The following is a 21,938-nucleotide window of genomic DNA, read 5'->3' on the forward strand; positions in this document are numbered from 1 at the left end:
CCAAAAGGGACGAGAAGTTAAGCTCGCGGTACCACCCTTGTTAGACCGTTCCGGCCCGCTGCCATCCCCTCAAACAGAAATCCGGTTCCCGCATGAAAGAAATGACGACCGGTTGTCAGTCTCACTCGACGAATCGATAACGGAATTACCCGATGCTCTCTACTTCGCTTTTCAAGAGACGCTCCTGGGGGATTTTCGTCCGCTGCAGAGATTAGGCTCACACCCACCCTAACTCGCTGACACTGCTGTACGGAATACTTGGCCCAGTCATCGCTTTACGAAAGATTCAGTTACCCGAAGTATATCGAATCCGGGTCTGGTAGTCAATGAAACCCGTTCTTGGAAGCCGATTACTTCTCGAGTTCAAGCACCTTGTCGTGATCGAGCGTCTTCCAGCCTTCATCCTGAAGGAGCTCCAGCTGCGCTTCGAGCAGAGTGCGGAAGCGTGTGCGGTAAATGCTCGCCTGCTTCTTTAGCTCTTCGGTTTCCATCGAAACTTTACGGGAACGCGTCAACGATTCGTTGATAATCCGGTCGGCGTTCTTCTCCGCTTCCTTGAGTACAAGCTGCGCTTCTTTCTTCGCGTTGTTCTTCACTTCGTCGGCGGCTTCCTGCGCGACAATAATCGTTTTGCTCAACGTTTCTTCAATATTGGAGAAGTGATCCAGCCGTTCCTGCAGCGCCAGAATTTGGTTTTGGAGCTCTTTGTTTTCACGGATAACGGCCTCGTAGTCCTTGATGACCTGGTCCAGAAATTCGTTCACGTCATCTTCGTCATAGCCGCGGAAAGAGCGCGCAAATTCTTTATTATGTATATCGAGTGGTGTTAAGGGCATGGTGCACCTCCTAGAATGTTAACCGGTGGAGAGTTTGTACGGTTCAGTTAAGAAATAGAATTTCGACAGAAAAGCGAAAAATCCTTTATTCCTCGCACTTAAAAATAGGTTAAACGTATTTGCCCACTTTCATGCGGGTTCTGCCTTTCTTCGTCACTCCTTCTATTTCCAGGACACGAAAACGCCCAAAGCCCTGCAAAGAAACGACGTCGCCTTCCTGCAGGGGGACGCTCGGATTCTCTTCGGGCTTCCAGTTCACTTTGCATTTGCCGGCTCCGATCGGAATGAGAACTTTGGCCCGGCTTAATCGGAATACATCGCTTACAATTCCATCCAGACGGAGAGAAGCTACGGACAGCGACATCTCCTCCAGTTTGACGGCGGACGGTCTCAATTTATCGATCGGCAAAATCTCGGTCGTCACATGGACGCGATGCACTTGGCTGAGATTGAGATGAAGATAATCGGCCGCTTCTTCCGCCACGACGAAATGGCAGCCCTGTTCGGATACGTTAATATCCCCTACCTTGTCCCTTTTCATGCCGAGCGCCAGAATCGCTCCCATATAATCGCCGTGACTAAGCGCCTGGAACTTGCTGTCACCGGATTCCACGGACAGGACTCTCAGCCCCATGTCTTCGCCCGAGAGATCCAGGTAATCCGGCCCGAGAATCGCTCTCTGGCGTTCCGCATCCGGATACCCGCCATCCAATCTGCAGTTCACGTCGGGATTGCGGTTAACCAGTGTACGGAGGATAAAAGCTTGCCGGGGATCAAGAAAGTCCGTCCGCTTCACTTTGTGATGGGCGGCGTTCTCGACCCACTCCTGGGCCCGGTCCACGAAAGCATGCTCATCGGGATGGAAATGCCCGTAGATTTCTTTAGCCACTAGAATATCCTCAAAATGTAGCCGACCACGACTTTGAGGCCTGCGACGACGAGCCAGAATACGCCCATGGCAACGATCGGAGAAATATCAAGCGGGCCGATCGGCGGGATAAAGCGGCGGAATGCGCTCAGATATGGCTCCACGAGTTTCGCCAGCAGTTCGCCGATAAAGCTCTCGCGAGCATTCGGGAACCAGGAAAGCAGCACGTAACCGAAAATCATATAAAAGTAAATTTGGGCCAATGTATCAATCAACCCGTAAATGTTCATGACCAACCGCTTTCACCTCAACCTTTTTGTCCACTGCTAAGCTTCATGCAAAAAATCTGAGATCGATCCCTGAATTTCTACGGAATCCGGGGCGCACAGGAAAATATTCGGTCCGATCTTGGAGATCGATCCGTTCAACGCGTAAACGGTCCCGTTCAGGAAATCGAAAATCCGTACCGCTTGTTCGGGACGAACCCGCTGCAAATTTACGACGACGGTCCGGCGGGAACGCAGATGATCCGCAATCTCCTGGGAATCGTCGAAAGAATGAGGCTCGTGAAGCACAACGCGGCTGTTTTTCTGCGAATGAATGCTCACAATGTTATTTTTACTCTGTTTCGTACGTTGTTCCTGCACCGGGGTTTCAGGTTCTTCGGGAGTTTCTACAATTCTTTCCCGTTCTACAACCTCTTCTTCTTCCTGCAGTCCGATAAAATTCATAAATTTATTCATAACGCCCATCCGACGCTCCTCCTCTGTGGAAAAGATGGTATTGATTCAAGATTTTCCGACAAGTACGGTACCTAAACGCACCCAAGTTGCGCCTTCTTCGATCGCCACTTCAAAATCTCCCGACATTCCCATGGACAAATGCCGCAAAGGTTCCGGCAGAATCCGCTCGGCGTTAAGCGCGTCCCTCAGCTCGCGCAGCTTCCTGAATACGGGCCGGGTCGCTTCCGCTTCGGCCTCCAGCGGAGCCATCGTCATCAAGCCGACGATCTGAAGATGGGGGTACTGCTTCAAATCCTTCGCGAAGGATTTCAGCTCTTGCGGGGGCAGTCCGTATTTGGACTCCTCACCGGATACGTTCACTTGTATAAAACATTTGACGGAAAGATCCCGTTTGGCGGCCTCTTTCTCCAGCTCTTTGGCCAGCGAAGCACGATCCAGAGAATGGATATACGCGAATTTCCCTATAATGTCCTTCACCTTGTTCGTTTGCAAATGCCCGATAAAATGCCAGTCTCCCCGGTCTCCGAGTGCTTCCCATTTTTCTTTGGCATCCTGCCAGCGGTTCTCTCCCACCTGTGTTAACCCATGGTCAAGAGCTTCGCGCGTGGCGTCCAGAGATACATATTTCGTAACCGCGATCACGTTTATGTCTTCAGGGCTGCGGCCGGACCGCCGGCAAGCCGCCTCAATGCGGTGGTGCACATCTTCAATACGCGCCTGCAAATTCATCAGCAGCGGTTCACTCCCTCCATGCTGTCTGTGTGTTGTCGGGCCGGATTAGTCGTTTCTGAGACCAATCCAGGCTGCCATACGCCCGGTCGAACCCCCTTCTTTCCGATGGGAAAAGAACAAATCGGTCGAACAGCTCGTACATAACTCTGTTACTTCTATATGCGACGACAAAATTCCTGCTTTCTCAAGAAATTGTCGGTTGCATTCCTGCAAATTCAACTGATATTTGCCATCTTTACGGGGGATAACGACAGTTTCCGTCTGTTTTTTGGAAATGCCGGTATCCAGATGGCTCTCGTAAACGCGGCCCGCGACATAATCATCCACTTCGTAACAACAGCCGCCTATGGAAGGGCCGATTACGGCATACACGTCTTCCGGCCTGGTTCCGAAGGAGCGGGTCATCGAAGCAAGCGCAGCCGCTCCGATATTCTGGACCGTTCCTTTCCAGCCGGCGTGGGCGATTCCTACGACCCGGTTCACCGGGTCGATCAGATAAAGCGGAACGCAGTCCGCGTACAAGGCGCAGAGCATGATCCCTTTTCCGGCGGTAATAAACGCGTCCTTGTCCTGAATCGCATCGGCACGCGATATGCGTCCGCTCCCCATCTGCTCCTTTTCGATGACCGCTACCTCTTTGCCGTGCACCTGTTCGCCGAACGTGAGCGCTTCAAAGGGCACTCCGAGCGCTGCGGCAAGTCTCCTCCGGTTCTCGACGACATCCTCGTCCGCATCGTTTACGTGCAGGCCCAGATTAAGCGAATCGAAAGGAGCCGAACTCACTCCTCCGTGACGCGATGTAAATCCGGCCTGAACGAAAGGAAAACGTTCCTGAAGCCTTTCCAGCACAAAAAGTTCCGGTTCACCGGAATTTGATTTCTTGTATATAAACGGTTCCACTGCTTGTCCCCTCCGTATCCCCGGCCTACAGCGGCCTTCTCTGCTTGTTCAAGTTTACCATATCGGTCATAAGACGACAAAAATTGGCGGTGCGGCAGGTATGAAAAGGGGGCGCCTCCGTTTTATAGCGGCTGCTTTATAACGAAGCGCCCGTAAGTACGCCCTTAATCATATCTACTTCTATTACCCCCGTGAGCTGCGGTTGTAATCAGCGGAATCGCTCTCCTCGACGGCCCGGTAGGTTTTCGCTTCATCCAGTTTGACCAGAACGACATCGGCTCCGATTTTGACGATATTTTTCCAGGGAATGATAAGATCCGTTCCTCCCCCAAACAAGCCGAAAAACTTGCTGCTGTTCGGAACGACAATGGAATCGATCCGGCCTTGGCGGAGTTCAAGCTCCAAATCACTGATCTGGCCCAGTTTTTTACCATCCACAATATTAATAACGTCTTTCGTTTGAAAGTCGGATATTTTCATCTGCTTACCCCACGCTTTCAGGTTATTCGCCCGTTCGTTCTAGTATATGAGGGACACGGCCAAAATGTCCTGCAAAACCAAGAAAAGCGTCTCCCGGGGTCCAACCGGAAAAGCAGGCATAACAAAAAGCCCGGAATCCGGGCTTTCGATAGATGTGCGAGCAAGTAAATCGGGCAGGCGGTGATCAATCAGCTTTTGACATGTTTTTGCATCTGGGTGATGGCCGATTTCTCCAACCTTGAAACCTGCGCCTGCGAAATTCCGATTTCATCGGCGACTTCCATCTGGGTTTTGCCTTCGAAAAAGCGCATCGACAAAATCATTTTTTCGCGGGAGCCGAGCTTTCTCATCGCTTCTCTCAACGCGATTCCTTCGATCCACGACATGTCTTTGTTGCGTTCATCGCTGATCTGATCCATCACATAAATCGGGTCCCCGCCATCGTGGTAAATCGGCTCAAACAGGGAAACGGGGTCTTGAATCGCGTCAAGCGCAAACACGACATCTTCTTTGGGCACGTTCAGCACTTCGGAAATTTCGTAAATCGTAGGCTCGCGGGAGTTCTTGTTCGTTAAACTGTCGCGGACCTGAAGCGCTTTGTAAGCGATATCCCGCAAAGAACGGGAGACACGAATCGGATTGTTATCCCGCAAGTATCTGCGTATTTCTCCGATGATCATCGGCACCGCATACGTTGAAAACTTCACGTTCTGGCCCAGATCGAAGTTATCGATCGCTTTCATCAGGCCGATGCAGCCCACTTGAAAAAGGTCGTCGACAAACTCGCCGCGGTTGTTGAAACGCTGAATCACGCTGAGTACCAGTCTCAGGTTGCCATTGACCAGTTTCTCTCTTGCGGATCGGTCGTTCTTCGTCTGCAGATTGGTGAACAGCTCACGCATTTCCACATTCGTCAGAACAGGAAGTTTGGCGGTATCGACACCACATATTTCGACTTTATTTCGGGTCACGGTGATTTACCTCCCAAGGAGAAACATTACTGTTAATTATCTCCGCGACCCGTGTTTTTATGCGCTGTGAAGAGCTTGTCTCCCCCCTTGACAAGTGCCCGGATGCTTGCTCTCTCCTGCCGCTGTTGGCCCGTATTCGCTTTCAGTTTCCGATAATTTTTTTAAAAGAAGGCAGATATGTCTCCCGTTCGGAAGGATTATCCTGTACTTCCTTAAAATCGTATGGAAAAGTCACACTAAAAAGCCTACCACACAGGTGATAGGCTTTTGCTTAAACCATTTTATTAAACTCCTTGCGCAGCCGTTTGATGATCCTTTTTTCCAGCCGGGAAATATAGGACTGGGAAATGCCGAGCTGATCCGCAACGTCCTTCTGCGTTTTCTCCTCACCGTCCTGGAGACCGAAACGAAGCTCCATGATCGTTCGCTCCCGCTCCGTCAGCTTATCGAGCGCTTTATGCAGCAGCTTGCGGTCCACCTGCTCTTCGATGTTGCGGTAGATGGTATCGTTCTCGGTGCCCAGCACATCGGACAATAACAGCTCGTTTCCGTCCCAATCGATATTGAGCGGTTCGTCGAACGACACTTCTGTCCGTATTTTACTGTTGCGGCGGAGATACATCAGAATTTCATTCTCGATGCAGCGTGACGCATAAGTCGCCAGCTTGATTTTTTTCTCGGGGTCGAACGTATTCACCGCTTTAATCAGACCGATCGCTCCTATGGAGACCAGATCCTCGATGTTAATGCCCGTATTTTCAAATTTGCGGGCTATATAGACAACCAGCCGGAGGTTGCGTTCAATCAGCATGGCACGGATGGCCGCGTCGCCGGAGGGCAGTTTTCCAAGCAAATATTCTTCTTCTTCCCGCGTCAGCGGAGGAGGCAGTGCTTCGCTTCCTCCTATGTAATAAATTTCTTCACCTTTCAGACCGAAAAAGATAAGAATCTTGTAATAAAAAATTAGCATCTGCAATTTCCATTTGACCCGCATAACCGCTTCCTCCCACTCATAACCTTTCTTTAGCCGGCAGCAACCAGCGTCGGATGAATAATGGCATGATATGCCCCGTCACCGGAGAGTTGACCTCCGTCCAGTCCTACAAGTACTTTCGTCGTTTCCACTTGACCGCTGCTGTACGTGATGACCACCTTGTCGGGTTTAATCGCCAGCATGAACTGCGTATTCCGGTTTACTCCCCGGTAAGGCACCAGCCGCAGACGATCCTGCCATATGAAGTCTTCTTCCGTACCTATCGCCGTGATAATCTGTTCTACCTCGGCTGCGCGGATTCGTCTCAACCACGATTCCGGCAGCATACTCCCAAGCTGCGAAGCCTCCATGACCATCACCGGGGTCCGCGTCAGCGGATCGTAGAGCTGGTTGCCCGTATCGATCAAGCCTGTACACCGGAAATCCGCACCGTCCACGATCACACTTACTTCCGCCAGATGGACCGCCAGTTCTTCCTTCTTCTTTACTCCCGACATCACCAGTCTGTGCAGCACCAGAGAACCAGCTCCTAACACGATGACTGCCCAAGTCTCGATCCGGATATTGAAGCTCGCCGCACCCGTTTGGCTGAACAGAAGCCCGTTCATCACATCGCCCGATGTTTGAAACACGTAGTTCAGGCCGAAAACGCCCCCCGCCGCTACAAAGTTGACTACATAGAAAGTGCCCGTGTTACGCAAAAAGCGCTGCAAGCTGCCATAGCCGAAAGCAATCCATACCATACAGAGAGACATGATGATCTTTGCCGCAAAAGTAAACAAGAACGACAAGGAAGGTACGAACATGAGCAGTACATAAGATCCGCCCAGCGCAGAGGACAGCAGCAGTTTCCAAGGTTTGAAGGATAATCGTCGCGTCCGTGCGGTCACTAGTAAAACGGCGGCATCCATGACGACATTCACCAGGAAAATCAGATCCGCGTATACGACCAATTTTCCTCACCCCCAAGCGGATGAGATTAGTATATTAAAAGACGAATTCAAAGTCTGTCTAATCGTGCCGGGGTCCGCCAACTATTTTTGTCGCATAGTGGGGAAAAGAAAAAAGCCGTCACAACCGACTTAAGTCGGTTGTGACGGCTTTTCCGGGAGAGCCCGTCTTGCTGCTCTCCGCCTATACCATTCCGCTAGCGGAATTATTTGTCGAGATTGTTACGTCCGCGGTTGCGCAGGAACGTCGGTACTTCCAGGTCTCCCGGTTGACCGCCGAACGGCCGCAGATTATTCACACGCTGCTGAGTTTCGGCAGGTGTCTCCTGCTGCTGCTGCTGCTGTTGCTGCACGCCGCCTTGACGGCGGTTTTGCGGTTGTGGAGGCTGCTGCTGTTGCGGCTTGTCCTGGAATCCGGTAGCGATAACGGTAACCATAATCTCTTCTTTGAGATTCTCGTTGATGACCGCACCGAAAATCATATTCACCTCAATATCGGAAGCCGAAGCAACGATGTCTGCAGCTTCGTTTACTTCGTAGAGGCTAAGATTTGTACCGCCCGTGATGTTCATCAAAACCCCGCGAGCACCCTCGATCGAGGTTTCAAGCAGCGGGCTCATAATGGCTTTCTTGGCGGCTTCGGCGGCACGGTTCTCGCCTGTCGCGATACCGATCCCCATAAGAGCCGAACCACGCTCGGTCATAATGGTTTTTACGTCGGCAAAGTCAAGGTTGATAAGACCCGGCACGGCGATGAGGTCGGAAATCCCCTGTACCCCTTGACGAAGGACGTTATCCGCTTCGCGGAACGCTTCCAGCATAGGCGTCTTCTTGTCTACAATCTCAAGGAGACGGTCGTTTGGAATAACGATCAGCGTGTCCACTTTTTCTTTGAGCGCTGCGATGCCCTGTTCAGCCTGAGCGGCGCGTTTGCGCCCTTCGAATGTGAACGGGCGGGTTACGACACCCACCGTCAGCGCGCCGCACTCTTTCGCGATTTCCGCGATAACCGGAGCAGCGCCCGTACCGGTTCCCCCGCCCATACCTGCGGTTACGAATACCATGTCCGCGCCTTTGAGCGTGTTCATAATTAAATCGCGTGATTCTTCAGCGGCTTTCTTCCCCACATCGGGGTTGGCGCCGGCTCCCAAGCCGCGCGTTAATTTATCACCAATTTGGAGCTTGTGCTCCGATCTGGCCTGATGAAGTGCCTGTGCATCGGTGTTGACCGTAATGAACTCGACACCTTGCACTCCATTCTCGATCATCCGGTTAACTGCATTACTGCCGCCGCCGCCCACACCGATGACTTTTATCTGGGCCAATTGTTCCATATCCAGATCAAATTCAAACATAGCAGTCAATGTCCCCCTAACTTAACTTTCCGTGAGCTGTAAGCTCAAAATGGGTAACGCGCCTGTCGGCACGGTAATCGTAAGAGCTCGCACATGGCCCGAACATGGTTCTGAAGCGTATCTGTGCGCGTGTCCCCCTGGTTGCAGGCTGCAGAGCCAGTGACGGGACACTTGTATCCATAACCGGGAAAGATGCATTCAGAAACAGCAGAGCTCGTCCCGTTAGATAAATTCCTTAAGGAAATTTTTGACTTTATCGAACCAGCCAGGGCTCGCTTCAGTCTGGGGTGTTTTGACACTGGCAGGTTTGTTGGCCGTTTGCTTCTTGGGCGCCGTAACCGGGCGGTTACGCAAAAATTTGCAAACAAACTGGATGATCCCTACTCCGCTCGTATAAGCCGGGTCGCGGACACCGATGTAATCGGGCACTGCGATACGTACGGGAGCAGCCAGCTCTTCCTGTGCAATGACAAGAGTCCCCGGCAGGGACACGGTACCTCCCGTGAGGACATAACCTCCGGCGGGATCACTGTATCCTAACCGGCTGGCTTCTGCGCGAATCAGATGGAAAATTTCCTGAACACGGGGTTCAATGATATTCGCCAGATCGACCTGGGAAAATTCCTTATCTACCTGACTGCCGATCCGGTTTACTTTAAACACCTGATCCGGCGCGGAATCTTGAATCGTCGCGCAGCCGTATTTAAGCTTGATTTTTTCCGCAATATCCATTTGGGTGCGGAGCCCGATTGATATGTCGTTGGTAATGAAATCGCCGCCGATAGGCAGCGTGGATGTTGCGACAAGATTGCCTTGATCGAAAACGGCAATCGTTGTCGAACCTGCTCCGATATCGACCAGTACGGTTCCTATCGACTTCTCGTCCTTGGAAAGCGCAAGCTGTCCGGAAGCCAGAGACATCAATATGAGTCCTGCCACCTTAAGTCCGGATTTCTCAACAACGCGAAGCAGGTTATGTATGCCTGTTTTGGCTCCGGTAATAATCGTGGATTCGACTTCAAGTCTGACCCCGATCATTCCTCTTGGTTCGTGTATGCCTTCCTGGCCGTCCACTAAGTATTGGTTAGGTACTACTCCGATAATTTCGCGCTCAGGAGGCAGCGCTATGACTCTAGCCGCTTGTATAACCCGTTCGATGTCTTCTTCGCCGATTTCGCGGTCTTCATTGGATACGGCCACAACACCGTGGCTGTCCTGAAGCGCGATGTGGTTTCCCGTAATCCCGACGTAAACATCAGAAATTTGTATGCCCACCATACGTTCGGCATGATCGATCGCGGATCGGATCGATTGAACGGTCTGGTCGATATCAACGATGGCACCTTTGCGGATGCCTTCCGAGTCGGCTGATCCTACCCCTATTATATTAATGGTTCCGTTTACGACTTCCCCAATAATAGCACGAACTTTGGATGTACCGATGTCTAAACTAACAATGATGTCATTGTTGCTCAAGCTTTGGCACCTCCTGTTAAATGAAATCAGGGCACAGCCCGTCTGCTTTCTACTTATTCAACATGACGGCTGGTTTCCCTCTTTATTTCCGCATTTTTTTTGTGAACGCTGTATTTCCTCTTTTTTTGGTCCTAAACCGGGTAAAAATAGAATACCATAAAATCAATTCTAACACTAATTTAATAGGGTGGATAGTAATATTTTCCTGAGAAAACCCTGAAAAATTCATGAATCAAGCGCCTTTCATCCAGCCTTTCGGCCATTCGAAAAGCTAGCAGCTCCCCTATCGATTCCTCCCTTGAAAGTCTCATAGATTACAGGGCGCAATGGCGCCTGTTACCAATCCCTTCCTTTAAATAAAGAGGCCTGTCCGGCGGAATTCCCTCCTAGTTAGGAGCAGGCGATCCCTTCGATGTACCTGGTGTGTCCGTTTTGCCTTCCTTACCGCCCGTATCGGACTTGCGGGTGGTATCCTTTTTGGGAGTGGAAGTCGGTTTCGCACTGCCGTCCGGTTTCGGTATGGGATCGGGCTTTTTGGTTGAGGCGGTGCCGGCTTTGCCTTTGTTTCCGGCGGCACTCGTATCCAGCGGCAAATGATCGTCTGTTTCCAGCAGCACCAGCACGCCGGAATTCACTTCGCTTCCCTGCATACTCGTGATGTAAGCGGACAAATTCATAATTTTGTTCGGCAGATAACCAACTGTCGTCACGACTTCGAACTTGGTGCGGGTGTACATCTTGATCTTGTCCTTGTAGGCTTCCGACGGGTCCGGGCGTATCTCCGAAATGTCCGATAAATACCCGGCCGGAATGGCTGCCAACGCTTTGCAAAGGGCGATGCGGTTGGGATCGTTCTCGGTCCATCCGGTCAAAATGGGCTTGTCCACCGGCAAGTCTCCTTTGACAACGGGAACGATGGAACCGTCGGCAAGCACCGCCTGCTTCACGCCGTCCGTCCCGAACTGGAACGCAACGCGAGGATACTCGTGCACCATGATGCTGATTTGTCCCGGAAAATGCTTGGAAACTTCAACGGACTGAACCATACGGAGGGCCGCAACCCTCTCGCGTACGTTTTCCGAACGGGCCGCAAAAAAATGATCGCCCTTCCGGACGGCAGCGGCTTGTCCGATTTCTTCGGAAGAAAGCAGTTCGTTGCCTTCGATCTTGATTTCACTGATCCGGCTCAAGGACGAGCGAAAAAAGAGAACGGCGAGAATCGTTACGAAAAACAGGAACAAGAGCGTAAGCAGCTTCCGGTTGGTGCGCGTCCTTCTCGGTTTAGGGTTCGGCAGCACCGGAACTTTATTCTCTTCTGGCAAGCCTGACACCCCCGCTTCCTTGTGCATAACCTTGTGAACGTGTAAAACCCTCTTATCCCCTCCTGTAAGCAGGAAGGGACTAGAGGCACTGCATTATTCACCGGTGACCGGCGCTTGATCCGGTACGGGAGCCTGCCGGCGAATGCGCGCACCCAGCCGGGTGAGCATTTCTTCGATCCGGTCGTACCCTCTGTCGACATGGTGGATTTGTTCCACGACGGTAGTGCCGTGTGCGGCCAGCCCCGCTATGACAAGCGCAGCCCCGGCACGGAGATCGGTAGCCTCGACCGTAGCCCCGTAGAGCCTCGGTACACCGCGTATAAATGCCGAGTTGAAATCGACGCGAATGTCCGCTCCCATTCGGGTGAGTTCATCCACATGCTTGAATCGACTCTCAAAAATGGTTTCTTTCATTATACTGATTCCATCTGCTAGGGAAAGGAGCACCATAACTTGCGACTGCAAGTCTGTCGGAAAAGACGGATGAGGTGCAGTAACGATACGCTCGACCGCCCGCGGTCTTGTTGGAGCGTGCACATTTATTATATCATCGTGCACCGTAATTTGAACACCTGCGCGTCTCAGCACATGAATGGCGGCATTCAGATGCTGGGGACACACTCCTTCCAGCGTTACGCTGCCCTTCGTTGCGGCCGCCGCCACCATAAAGGTACCGGCAACGATACGGTCCGGAATGATCCGGTACGTGCAGGCATGTAAAGAGCGGACGCCACGTATAGTGATAGTATCGGTCCCCGCTCCGATTATGTCCGCTCCCATCGCGTTCAGGAAGTTTTGGAGGTCCTGGATTTCAGGCTCCCGTGCGGCGTTGGAGATGGTTGTGATCCCGTCGGCTAGAACGGCAGCCATCATGATGTTCTCGGTGGCCCCCACGCTTGGAAAATCTAGCGTTATATCGGCGCCCTTCAGGTCCTCGGCGGTACAAATAATCGTACTGCCGGTTTCCTCGATCGTAACTCCGAGCGCCTGCAGCCCTCTCAGATGCAGATCGATCTTGCGTTCACCGATCGCACAGCCGCCGGGCTGATAAACCTGGACGGTTCCGAAGCGCGAAAGCAGCGGACCCATCAGAAAAATAGACGAACGCATCTGCTTCATCAGTTCTTCCGGAACGTGCGTGCTGTTCAAACCGGTTGTGTCCAGCACAACCGCGTCCTCTTTGTGCTCGGCGCTGCACCCCAGGGAACGGAGTATGCCGAGCATGACTTCAATGTCGAGCAGCTTCGGGACATTGCGCAGCGTGTGGGTTCCAGACGCCATTATGCTGGCTGCAAGAATAGGAAGCGCCGCATTTTTGGCACCTTGGATCCGAACGGCTCCCGAGAGGGGAATGCCACCTTCGATTACCAACTTCTCCAATGTCTCACCTCCGAATTACCTCTCGCCCACCACCAGTACCTCAGGCTGCAGCTCCACACCGGATTTCTCCCGTACAGTCTTCTGCGCCAAAGCAATGAGGGCCAGAACATCCTCGGCCGATGCATTTCCGGTATTCACAATGAAATTGGCATGCAGCGGAGAAATCTCCGCCCCGCCTACCCGCGTGCCTTTCAGGCCTGCTTCTTCGATCAGCTTGGCGGCATGATTGCCCGGCGGATTGCGGAACACGCTGCCTGCGCAGGCGAGCTGCAGCGGCTGCGTTCTGAGCCGGCGGTCCTTGTACGCCGCCATTGCGCCCGCGATCTCCTTCCGGTCGCCCGGCTGCAGTTCGAAGACCGCTTCCGTTACGATGCCCGGCAGCGTATGCAGCACCGAATGCCGGTAAGCATACTGCAGGTCGCTGTTCTGCATGATGATCAATTCCCCTGTGTCCAGCAGCACTTCAGCCTGTTTAAGAATGCGTGACACATCAGAACCATGAGCCCCCGCGTTCATGTAAACGGCGCCTCCCACCGATCCCGGAATACCTCCGGCAAATTCGAGCCCCGTTAATCCTTCCTTGCCGGTCATGACGGATAATTTGATAAACGAGTAGGCTCCTCCCGCGTAGACGGTGCTGCCGTCGAAACGCAGCGTTTCCAGAGCCCGGCTTAATTTGATGACAACTCCCCGGATCCCCTTATCCCCCACAAGCAGGTTGGATCCGCGCCCGACGACAGTCCAGGGAACCTTGTGCTGCCCGAGCAGCCGGATCGTCTCAACCAGCTTCTGTTTATCCTGCGGAATAACGAGCAGATCGGCAGGACCGCCGATTTTCCAGGTTGTGTACGGTGCCAGCTTCTCGTTCTTCAGGACCTCACCCACCTGAGCCGCTTGCAAGTCTGTAATTAACTGGTGCATGGGAAAACCTCCTTCACAGAACTCAAGGTTGAAAAGCCCCTTTCCCGGCATTCTTCGGTTCCCGGTTATTCGTTACCGGCAAAAGCGGGAGTCGGTACGGGCGGCTTTGCCTTAGGTGTCTGCCACGGTTATAGTGTAGTTTATGTTAAATCGGATAGAGTGTGACAATGGCCCATCTAGTTCCCTGTAAAAGCTTGATCCTGCGGCCTTTTAGCGCCTCCGTTGTCCGGCGGATACAATCCGTTCCAGCTCCCGGACGACAAGTGCGGCGGAATCCCGCTGGCCCATCTTTGCAGACTGTTTCGCCATATGTTCCCAGCGGACGGAATCTTCCATGATTTTGCCGATCTGGTCGAAAAGAACCCGGCCGCTTAAATCTTTCTCAAGCAGCGTTACGGAGCCGCCCTCGTCGGAAAGAGAGCGGGCGTTGTGCTCCTGGTGGTTGTTCGTCACGTTTGGCGACGGGATTAAGATGGAAGGAATTCCAAGGGCTGTAATCTCCGCCATGGTAGACGCTCCGGCACGGTTCACGACAAGCTTGGACGCCGCCAAAACCTCCGGCATGTTATGAATATACGGAAGGACTTGAAGATTAACCGGAACCGAACCCGCCTCCTCCTGAATCCGCTGCGCGGTTGATTCGAAATAGGGCTGGCCCGTTCCGAATACAAACTGCACACCGGGCAGTTCATGTACGAGCGGAGCCAGTTCGACCATCGCTTCGTTAATGGCTTTGGCGCCCCGGCTCCCTCCCACAACGACAACGAGTCTCGCGTCCGGCGTTAATCCGAGCGAGGAGAACCCGCGGGCCGCGTCCGCATTTACCATAGAAGTCGCGCGCGGATTGCCCGTGTAGACGACTTTTTTGGCCTGAGGGAAGATTCCTTCCGTTCCCCGGAAGCTGACGGCTACCGTCGACACGTAGCGGCTCAGAAAACGGTTCGTAAGTCCCGCAATGGCATTCTGCTCATGCACGAGCGTAGGAATGCCCAGCTTGGCGGCCGCATACAGGACCGGACCGCAGACATAGCCCCCCGTGCCTACCACCGCGTCAGGCTTGAACTCCCTGAGAAGGCTTTTGGCACGGCCCACACCGCGCAGAAAGCGCAGCACGGTTTTGACATTGTCCAGGGACGCCAGCTTACGCCGGAACCCTGTAATTTCTACGGCTTCAAAAGGCATATCCAGCCCGGAACGCGCGACAATGTCACGCTCCAGGCCGGAGCTAGTGCCGATGTATAAAAATTTCGAATCGGGGTGGTCCTGCAGACATTGTTCCCCAATGGCCAAAGCCGGGTAAACATGACCGCCGGTTCCTCCCCCGCTGAATACGATACGCATTCGTTTCACCTCGAATAGCGGGATATGTTGAGCAGCACGCCGATCGACGTCAGCATCAGGGTAAGGGACGAGCCTCCGGCGCTTATAAGCGGAAGCGTAATCCCCGTAACCGGAAACATTCCGATCACGACGCCGATGTTGATAATCACCTGGACGGCGATCATTCCCACAATACCGACGGCAACAAGGCTGCCGAACGTGTCAGGTGCTGTAATAGCGGTGCGCATGCCTCTCCATACGAGAATCGTGAACAGGACTAGAACGGCCGCACCGCCGATAAAACCGAGCTCCTCGGCGATGATCGAGAAGATAAAATCCGTCTGGGGCTCGGGCAGATAGCTGTACTTCTGCCTGCTCATTCCGAGCCCCAGTCCGGCCAGCCCGCCCGGTCCGATCGCATAAAGCGACTGGATGGACTGATAGCCCGCTCCCAGCGGGTCGGACCACGGGTCCATGAAGGCCGTAATCCGCTGCAGCCGGTATGGGGCGGCAATAATCAGGCCGACGAAGCCTGCGACTCCGGCCATGGCAAGATAGGATAAATGAAGAATGCGGGCCCCCGCCGTATAGATCACGAGCAGGGAGGCGCCGACCAGGACCGCTCCGGTGCCAAGATCCGGCTGAAGCATGATCAAGCCGAAGGCCAGGCCAACGAGCCCCAGAGGAGGCAGCAGCCCCTTCGTAAACAGCGTGATCTGGGACTGCCTGTCAGACAAAAGCTTGGCCAGAAAAACAATCATGCCGATTTTCATAAATTCGGAAGGCTGAATCCCGAACGACCCGATTCCGAGCCAGCTCCGGGCGCCGCCGCGAACTACGCCTATCCCCGGGATCAGAACCGCCAGCAGAAGGCCGAAACAAATGAGCAGGCCGACCTTCGCGTACTTTTTCCACACCCAGTAGTCGGTGTTCATCGTAAAAAACATGGCGACGATACCGAGCACCGCGAAAAGCAGCTGCCTTTTCAAATAATAAAACCAGTCGCCAAATTCACGGAAGGCCAGCACTCCGCTGGCACTGTACACCATAATTACGCCGATCGTCAAAATGAGCAGTGTCGAAACCAGAATCCATACATCCGGAGCGGAACGCGCTTTAGCCATAGGGACACCTCTTACGAATAAGAATATCGGGTGCCTATAGCCTGAAAACTAAGCTGACTGACGCTGCCGCAATCCGGAAGCGGACGAAGGAGGCTTGACTACCCGTTCCTTACAGATTATGCACGGACTCCTTAAACATGCGTCCCCGTTCCTCGTAAGAAGCAAACATATCCCAGCTGGCGCATGCCGGAGAGAGCAGAACGATGTCCCCTTCCCCTGCCAGCTTGCTCGCAGCCCGAACGGCCTCACCGATTGCTTCCGTGCTGTTAGCAGTATCGACCGTTTCGATGTCGGCCAATCCGGCTTCACGGGCAACGCGGTTTATTTTCTCCCTCGTCTCGCCGAGCGTTACGACGGCTTTCACGCGCGAAGCAAGCAGCGGAAGCATTTCTTTGTAGTCCGAACCGCGGTCCAAGCCGCCTGCTATCAGAATGACACTTTGTTCGAACGCTTCGACAGACTTCGTCGTGGCGGCGGGGTTCGTCGCTTTCGAATCGTTGTAATAAGCCACGCCGCCGAATTCTCCCACGAGTTCGAGACGGTGTTCAACACCGCGGAATGTCCGCAGGACGTCTGCGATCACCTCGACCGGCACGCCTGCGCTCAGAGCGACTGCGGATGCCGCAAGGGCGTTCTCGATATTATGAGAACCGCGAATGCCCAGCTCTTTGGCAGGTAAAATCGGGTATGTACCGCCCTCTGCATCCCGGTAAGTCAGCACGCCGTCCCCGGAGAGATAAACCCCTTTGTCCAGCTCCCGCTGCCTGGAAAACAAAAGGACTTCCGAAGATACTTCACCGGCCAGCTTCCTGCATACCTCGTCATCGGCGTTCAGCACCGCAATATCATCCTGCTTCTGATTCGCAAACAGCTTGGCTTTCGAGGCCACATAGTCTTCCATGGAGCCGTGATAATCCAGATGAGTTTCGTACACGTTGAGCAGGCAGGCGATTTTCGGCCTGAACTCCCTCGTGCCTTTAAGCTGAAAGCTGCTCAGCTCTACGACCATCCAATCGGACGGCTTCGCTTCCGCCGCCGCCTCCGTCAAAGCCCGGCCGATGTTGCCCGCAACGATCGGGTTCAGCTTGCCCGCTTCGAGCATCAGGCCGATGAGCGTCGTCGTCGTGGTTTTGCCGTTGCTTCCCGTAATCCCGATCATCGGAGCCGCACAGATATGGTACGCCACTTCCACTTCCGTCACCACTTCGATTCCGTGCTCCGCAGCCTGGACGACCGGCGACGCCCCGTAAGGAATGCCGGGATTTTTGACGATCAGAGCCGTATCTTCTCCCACCAGTTCAGGCGGATGCCCCCCGCAGACAACAGAAATTCCCAAGGCTTCCAATTCGTCGGCCTCGGGACTCGTTTCACGCGTTTTCCGGTCATTGACCGTTACGTCCGCTCCCATTTCATGAAAAAACTTGGCCGCCGCAACCCCGCTGCGGGCCAGGCCGAGTACGACCACTTTCTTACCCCGGTACTCACTCGGATGCTTCATTTGCTACAACACCTCATTCATGTATAGTCCCAGTGCCGCCAAAACAAGACCCGCTGCCCAGAAAGTGGTGACAACCCGCCACTCGGACCAGCCGACCAGTTCAAAGTGATGGTGAATCGGGCTCATTCTAAAGACGCGTTTGCCTGTTGTTTTAAACGAAATAACCTGGATGACAACCGATAAGATCTCAATCAGAAAAACGCCGCCGATAACCGCAAGCAGGAGCTCCGCTTTGGTCATGATCGCCACCGCTACCAGACCTCCGCCGATTCCCAGCGAGCCGGTATCGCCCATGAATACTTTCGCCGGATGGGCATTGAACACAAGAAATCCGAGAACGCCTCCCACCATAGCTGCAGAAAAGATAGCCGCTTCCGGTTGAGTATTGTTCATCGCGATGATCGTAAAAGCGCCGAACGCGATCGCGCTCGTGCCTGCAAGCAGACCGTCAAGGCCGTCCGTAAAGTTAACCGCGTTGGATGCGCCAAGCATCAGAATCGTCATCAGCGGGAAATACAGCCAGCCTGTATCGAAGGAAACATCCAGCACCGGCACGAACAAAGTTGTACTGTGATTGGACGTAACAAGCAGCACGCAGACCACGGCGGATACGACCAGTTGGCCGATAAGCTTCTGCTTGGCTGTGAGGCCGAGAGAACGTTTAAACACGATTTTGATATAGTCATCGAGAAAACCGACGAGCCCGTATCCGAGCGACGCGATCAGCAAAATCCAAAGTTCGGTGTTGCTGTCGGCAAACCGGAGCGCCGCAATCGCGAGCGCGATCAATATGATAATGCCGCCCATGGTCGGCGTCCCTTGTTTTTTCTGATGGCTTTGCGGGCCTTCCGTACGGATGGTCTGTCCGAACTTCAGTCTCCGAAGTAGCGGAATGAACAGAGGGCCCATGATAAGAGCGAGCAGAAATGCGACTCCCATCGTGAATAAGATCACTTTTAACTCCACGTTTGATATCCTCCTACAAGCTCTCCTGCCGGAAAGCTGCTCCGTGTTTCGATTCGGGTATAGACACGGCAAGCGGGTTAAGCCTGCCGATTCAGCAGCTGCCGTCCAAGCCGGATGAGTTTGCTCTTATGCTTCTCTGACGGCGGCAGACGCCGCCAGGTTGCGGCAATAGCGCCTATTTTGCCAAGAGCGCCTCCGCCACTTCCTCCAGCTTCATCCCCCGGGACCCTTTGATCAGAACGAGATCCCCCGATTTCAATGCAGCGTGGAGCGCTGCGGTTAGTTCCGCTTTGTCCTCGAACCAGTGGACGCGTTCAGGACCGAACGACTCCCCGGCCGCTTCCGCGATCTGTCTGCCGAGCGGCCCGTAGGCATATACGCCCGTCAAAGCGTCCGGCGACAGAAGGGAGCCGATTTCCCGGTGATACCGGATTTCATCCTCGCCCAGCTCCAGCATGTCGGCAAGGACCACATATTTGCGCGGATATCCCTCCAACTGCTCGACGAGCCGGATGGAGGCTTTCATGGAGCTTGGCGAAGCGTTGTAAGCGTCGTTGAGCACGGTCACTCCACTAGAGGTCAGACGCTTCTCGATTCTCATGCCGGTCATCTGCATGCCGGCCAGTCCTCTGCGTATGTCCGCATCGGGAACTCCCAGCGCGGTGCCTACTGCGATAGCCGCCAAAGCGTTGTCGACATTGTGCTCGCCAAGAAGCGGGATGTAGTACTTCTGCGCATCCTTGTCGCTTTCCGAACCGCGCGGGTTGATCGAAAAATGGGTGCCATCCCCGTCCATTCGGATAAAAGTCGGGTACAAATCGTTCGTATGACCGCGCCCGAAGCGGATCTGACTCAAACGGGCCGGCTGCTTCATATCCGGAAGCACAAGCGGCAGCAGCGGCTCATCCCCGTGGAACACGTAGGTGCCGCCGTCTTTCAGACCGCTGAGAATTTCCGTCTTGGCACGGGCAATTTCTTCGCGGGAGCCGAGCTGCAGCAGATGAGCGTCACCGATCATCGTAATGACCGCGATATCCGGCTCGGCAATCTCGGAGAGCAGCTCGATTTCCCCGCGGCCGCTCATCCCCATTTCGACCACGGCCACTTCCGTCGTATCGTCAAGCTGGAGCAGCGTAAGCGGAAGACCGATGTGATTGTTCAAGTTGCCTTTAGTTCTGTGTACGTTGTATACCGTGCCGAGAACGGCCCCCATCATATCCTTCGTGGTCGTTTTCCCGTTGCTGCCCGTAATGCCGACCACTTTAACGTTCAATGATTTCCGGTACGCGTGCGCAAGCTTCTGCAGGGCGGTCAGCGTATCGTCAACCAGTAGAAGCGGCAGTCCTTCCGGACGGCCTTCCTCCCGGCTTTCCAGCCACAAAGCGGCCGAAGCGCCTTTGGCGGCGGCATCCGGCGCGAACTCGTGCCCGTCAAAGCGTTCTCCGACGAGAGGAACGAACAAGCTTCCGGGCGCGATCGTACGCGTATCCGTGGATACCGCGTCAATCACGATTCCGTCGGCGCCGTTATCCGGTCCCGGCGGCATCAGCAGCTTCGCACCGGCCAGCTCGGCTATAGTCGTTAATGGAAGTTTTCTCATGACAGTAACCTCCTTAATGCGGCACGGGCTATCAGCCTGTCATCGAAATCGTGCTTGACCCCGGCGATATCCTGGTAGGTTTCATGTCCTTTTCCCGCTATCAATACTACATCCTGAGGGCCTGCCTCTTCAATAGCCTTTTGGATCGCTTCCGGTCTGTCGACAAGAAGCTTATAACGGCTCTCGTCGACGCCCGCTTCGACCAGCCCGGGAACGATGTCGAGCAGGATCATGCCGGGATCTTCCGTCCGCGGATTGTCCGAAGTCACGTACACATCGTCGCTCAGCTCCCCCGTCACTTTCCCCATGAGAGGACGCTTCGTCCGGTCGCGGTCTCCCCCGCACCCGAACACGCATTTGATCCGGCCCTGCGCAAATTCGCGTATCGAACCGAGCGCGTTCCGGAGACCGTCCGGCGTATGGGCGTAATCCACCAGGACGAGAAATTCCTGGCCTTCATCGACAATCTCCATGCGGCCGTCCACTCCCGGCATGCTGCCGAGGCTTTCCCGGATTCGGGACAGAGAGAGCCCTTCGGCAAGGGATACGGAAATGGCTGCCAGCGCATTATAAACGTTAAACAAACCTACGAGCTTCATGCGCATCGGCTCCGTTCCCGCAAAGGAAACCACGTCGAATTCCGTCCCTTTGGCCGTAATGCGTATGTTGGTCGCTTTGACGTCGCAATCCCGGTTAACTCCGTATGTAATGACTTCCGCCGAGGTCAATTTGGCCAGACGCTCCGCTGAAGGGTCATCCGCGTTTAAAACCGCATACTGTTTATCTCCGGCATCCCCTGTAAACTCGTTCCCCATACGTGAGAACAGAAGTCCTTTGGCTGCCTCGTATTTATCCATCGTTTCGTGATAATCCAAATGATCCTGCGTCAGGTTTGTAAAAACGCCTCCACGGAAACGGACTCCTTTGACCCGGCCTAGATCAAGCGCATGGGAAGACACTTCCATGACACAATAGTCGGTTCCTTCGTCCGCCATAAGCCGGAAAGTCCTTTGCAGATCTGAGGCTTCCATCGTCGTGCGTTCCATAGGAATAAACTTCGAACCGATCTTGGCGGAAATCGTTCCCGTGAGCCCCGTCCGGAAGCCCTGGTCACGTAAAATATGTTCGACCAGAAAACTTGTCGTCGTTTTGCCGTTCGTCCCCGTAATGCCGATCACTTTCATCTTCCGGCTCGGGAATCCGTAAACGCATGCCGATAAGACCGACATCGCGTATCTGGCGTCCTTTACGATCAACTGCGGAACATCAAGCTCCAGTTTCCGTTCCGTCACAAGCGCTGCCGCCCCGAGCTCTATCGCTTTCGGAGCGAAGTCGTGGCCGTCGGACACGAATCCGGGCACACAGACGAATAAATCACCGGGGCGTACTTGACGGGAATCGGTAGCGATGCCTGATATTTCTGTTGTCTCTTCACCTATGAGTTGACAAATTAAAAGCTGAGAAGCCAATTCCTTCAGCTCCATGTCAAATCGCCTCCCACC

General features: G+C 53.9%; 21 protein-coding genes and 1 other annotated feature. All 21 genes read right to left on the reverse strand.

What is annotated here, in order from left to right:
* Positions 1 to 2: 2 nt before the first annotated feature.
* Positions 3 to 280 (reverse strand) — a binding site (T-box leader).
* Positions 281 to 350: 70 nt separating this feature from the next.
* The 21 genes from HMPREF1207_RS04625 to HMPREF1207_RS04725 all read right to left on the reverse strand — a co-directional run bounded on the left by HMPREF1207_RS04625 (position 351) and on the right by HMPREF1207_RS04725 (position 21,920).
* Complete coding sequence (locus tag HMPREF1207_RS04625) at positions 351 to 836, reverse strand: DivIVA domain-containing protein (protein WP_009671797.1); 486 nt, start codon at positions 834 to 836, stop codon at positions 351 to 353.
* Positions 837 to 945: 109 nt separating this feature from the next.
* Positions 946 to 1,725 carry a YlmH family RNA-binding protein gene (locus tag HMPREF1207_RS04630; protein ID WP_009671815.1) on the reverse strand — a complete coding sequence of 260 codons (780 nt, stop codon included), beginning with the start codon at positions 1,723 to 1,725 and terminating at the stop codon, positions 946 to 948.
* Positions 1,725 to 2,000: a YggT family protein gene (locus HMPREF1207_RS04635; RefSeq protein ID WP_009671841.1), complete on the reverse strand. Its 276-nt coding sequence runs from the start codon at positions 1,998 to 2,000 to the stop codon at positions 1,725 to 1,727. Before HMPREF1207_RS04635 ends, HMPREF1207_RS04630 begins: the two co-directional genes overlap by 1 nt.
* A gap of 30 nt (positions 2,001 to 2,030) precedes the next feature.
* On the reverse strand, positions 2,031 to 2,456 hold the full coding sequence (locus HMPREF1207_RS04640; protein ID WP_009671786.1) for a cell division protein SepF: 426 nt from the start codon (positions 2,454 to 2,456) through the stop codon (positions 2,031 to 2,033).
* Between the two features lie 36 nt (positions 2,457 to 2,492).
* Positions 2,493 to 3,176 carry a YggS family pyridoxal phosphate-dependent enzyme gene (locus HMPREF1207_RS04645; RefSeq protein WP_009671777.1) on the reverse strand — a complete coding sequence of 228 codons (684 nt, stop codon included), beginning with the start codon at positions 3,174 to 3,176 and terminating at the stop codon, positions 2,493 to 2,495.
* Between the two features lie 48 nt (positions 3,177 to 3,224).
* Positions 3,225 to 4,079, reverse strand: coding sequence for a peptidoglycan editing factor PgeF (gene pgeF / locus HMPREF1207_RS04650; protein ID WP_009671836.1), 855 nt, complete (start codon positions 4,077 to 4,079; stop codon positions 3,225 to 3,227).
* A 183-nt stretch (positions 4,080 to 4,262) separates the two neighbouring features.
* Complete coding sequence (locus tag HMPREF1207_RS04655) at positions 4,263 to 4,559, reverse strand: YlmC/YmxH family sporulation protein (RefSeq protein WP_009671822.1); 297 nt, start codon at positions 4,557 to 4,559, stop codon at positions 4,263 to 4,265.
* Between the two features lie 188 nt (positions 4,560 to 4,747).
* Entirely contained in the window at positions 4,748 to 5,530 is a 783-nt protein-coding gene (gene sigG / locus HMPREF1207_RS04660; protein WP_009671832.1) for an RNA polymerase sporulation sigma factor SigG, read from the reverse strand.
* A 271-nt stretch (positions 5,531 to 5,801) separates the two neighbouring features.
* Positions 5,802 to 6,524 carry an RNA polymerase sporulation sigma factor SigE gene (gene sigE, locus HMPREF1207_RS04665; protein ID WP_009671796.1) on the reverse strand — a complete coding sequence of 241 codons (723 nt, stop codon included), beginning with the start codon at positions 6,522 to 6,524 and terminating at the stop codon, positions 5,802 to 5,804.
* Positions 6,525 to 6,553: 29 nt separating this feature from the next.
* Positions 6,554 to 7,477, reverse strand: a complete 924-nt coding sequence (gene spoIIGA / locus HMPREF1207_RS04670; protein ID WP_009671769.1) for a sigma-E processing peptidase SpoIIGA — start codon at positions 7,475 to 7,477, stop codon at positions 6,554 to 6,556.
* A 203-nt stretch (positions 7,478 to 7,680) separates the two neighbouring features.
* A complete protein-coding gene (ftsZ, locus tag HMPREF1207_RS04675) occupies positions 7,681 to 8,829 on the reverse strand; it encodes a cell division protein FtsZ (protein WP_009671787.1) in 1,149 nt (382 codons plus the stop codon).
* A 222-nt stretch (positions 8,830 to 9,051) separates the two neighbouring features.
* The gene (gene ftsA / locus HMPREF1207_RS04680; RefSeq protein WP_009671845.1) at positions 9,052 to 10,305 is read right to left on the reverse strand and encodes a cell division protein FtsA; all 1,254 of its coding nucleotides are present in this window, start codon (positions 10,303 to 10,305) and stop codon (positions 9,052 to 9,054) included.
* 386 nt (positions 10,306 to 10,691) lie between these two features.
* Complete coding sequence (locus HMPREF1207_RS04685; protein ID WP_009671801.1) at positions 10,692 to 11,636, reverse strand: cell division protein FtsQ/DivIB; 945 nt, start codon at positions 11,634 to 11,636, stop codon at positions 10,692 to 10,694.
* Positions 11,637 to 11,720: 84 nt separating this feature from the next.
* A complete protein-coding gene (gene murA, locus HMPREF1207_RS04690; RefSeq protein WP_009671778.1) occupies positions 11,721 to 13,007 on the reverse strand; it encodes a UDP-N-acetylglucosamine 1-carboxyvinyltransferase in 1,287 nt (428 codons plus the stop codon).
* Positions 13,008 to 13,022: 15 nt separating this feature from the next.
* Positions 13,023 to 13,928 carry a UDP-N-acetylmuramate dehydrogenase gene (murB, locus tag HMPREF1207_RS04695; protein ID WP_009671831.1) on the reverse strand — a complete coding sequence of 302 codons (906 nt, stop codon included), beginning with the start codon at positions 13,926 to 13,928 and terminating at the stop codon, positions 13,023 to 13,025.
* 210 nt (positions 13,929 to 14,138) lie between these two features.
* Positions 14,139 to 15,269: an undecaprenyldiphospho-muramoylpentapeptide beta-N-acetylglucosaminyltransferase gene (gene murG, locus HMPREF1207_RS04700; protein ID WP_009671791.1), complete on the reverse strand. Its 1,131-nt coding sequence runs from the start codon at positions 15,267 to 15,269 to the stop codon at positions 14,139 to 14,141.
* Positions 15,270 to 15,274: 5 nt separating this feature from the next.
* Positions 15,275 to 16,372 carry a stage V sporulation protein E gene (gene spoVE / locus HMPREF1207_RS04705; protein ID WP_009671812.1) on the reverse strand — a complete coding sequence of 366 codons (1,098 nt, stop codon included), beginning with the start codon at positions 16,370 to 16,372 and terminating at the stop codon, positions 15,275 to 15,277.
* A 109-nt stretch (positions 16,373 to 16,481) separates the two neighbouring features.
* Positions 16,482 to 17,870: a UDP-N-acetylmuramoyl-L-alanine--D-glutamate ligase gene (gene murD, locus HMPREF1207_RS04710; protein ID WP_009671806.1), complete on the reverse strand. Its 1,389-nt coding sequence runs from the start codon at positions 17,868 to 17,870 to the stop codon at positions 16,482 to 16,484.
* Between the two features lie 3 nt (positions 17,871 to 17,873).
* Entirely contained in the window at positions 17,874 to 18,836 is a 963-nt protein-coding gene (mraY, locus tag HMPREF1207_RS04715) for a phospho-N-acetylmuramoyl-pentapeptide-transferase (protein ID WP_009671823.1), read from the reverse strand.
* A 175-nt stretch (positions 18,837 to 19,011) separates the two neighbouring features.
* Positions 19,012 to 20,436, reverse strand: coding sequence for a UDP-N-acetylmuramoyl-tripeptide--D-alanyl-D-alanine ligase (locus HMPREF1207_RS04720; RefSeq protein WP_009671830.1), 1,425 nt, complete (start codon positions 20,434 to 20,436; stop codon positions 19,012 to 19,014).
* Entirely contained in the window at positions 20,433 to 21,920 is a 1,488-nt protein-coding gene (locus HMPREF1207_RS04725; protein ID WP_009671847.1) for a UDP-N-acetylmuramoyl-L-alanyl-D-glutamate--2,6-diaminopimelate ligase, read from the reverse strand. The genes HMPREF1207_RS04720 and HMPREF1207_RS04725 overlap by 4 nt, the downstream gene beginning before the upstream one ends.
* Between the last annotated feature and the right edge of the window lie 18 nt (positions 21,921 to 21,938).

It is taken from the genome of Paenibacillus sp. HGH0039, from assembly GCF_000411255.1.
Taxonomy (GTDB): domain Bacteria; phylum Bacillota; class Bacilli; order Paenibacillales; family NBRC-103111; genus Paenibacillus_F.